General features: G+C 50.2%; 1 protein-coding gene. It reads left to right on the plus strand.

Annotated elements, in window-relative coordinates; genetic code table 11:
- Window positions 1-644: GIN domain-containing protein (locus C5S62_RS02180; protein ID WP_190311537.1), on the plus strand; the 644-nt coding region annotated here is incomplete at its 5' end.
- Window positions 645-717: the final 73 nt, after the last annotated feature.

A 717-nucleotide genomic window follows, 5' to 3' on the forward strand; every position in this document is an offset into this window, starting at 1 on the left:
AGAAAATATTGCCTTATCTTGTGGTGAAGAACTCCGGCGGTGAACTGGTGCTGGGGCTGGACTTTGAAAAAACGGGAAGGGTCACAATGACAGGCAATCCCGTTACGGTTTATGTCAGTGCTCCGGAGATCAACAGAATGTCGGTTTCTAGCGGCGCCAGCATCAAGGTCGATAAAGACTTGCGTGTAGATGACGATTTGTTGATGGAGGCTTCGAGCGGCGCCATGATTTCTATTGAAGATGTCCGGGCCTCCGGTTTTAGTATGGATTTATCCAGCGGCAGTTCTGTGAAGGTGGGTAATGCCTCTGTCCGCAGTCTCATCATTTCGACCTCAAGTGGCAGTATGGTCAACTTGGACAATGTTTCCTGCACCAGTTCCAACGTGTCCTCTTCCAGCGGTTCTTCCGTAAGTTTGCGCGGAAAGTGTGGCGGCGTGGCTCATTATGACATTTCAAGCGCTTCTTCTGTTAAGGCCGCGGATTTCGTGGCTTCCGATGTCAATGCCCAAGCTTCGAGCGGCTCGTCTCTGAAGTGCCATGCTGCCAAAAGCATTACGGCCGAGGCTTCTTCGGGTGCTAAAATCCGTTATAAAGGCAGGCCTGCCGATGTTAATGCCGACAAGTCGGATGTGAAGCGCCTGTAGGCTGCCGGCCGGAAAAATAATATGAGGTTGGGGAGCGTTTTTTTGCTCCTCAACTTTAACATATTTAACTTTT

Origin of the sequence: Prevotella sp. MGM2, assembly GCF_002933955.1 — a bacterium.
Taxonomy (GTDB): Bacteria; Bacteroidota; Bacteroidia; order Bacteroidales; family Bacteroidaceae; genus Alloprevotella.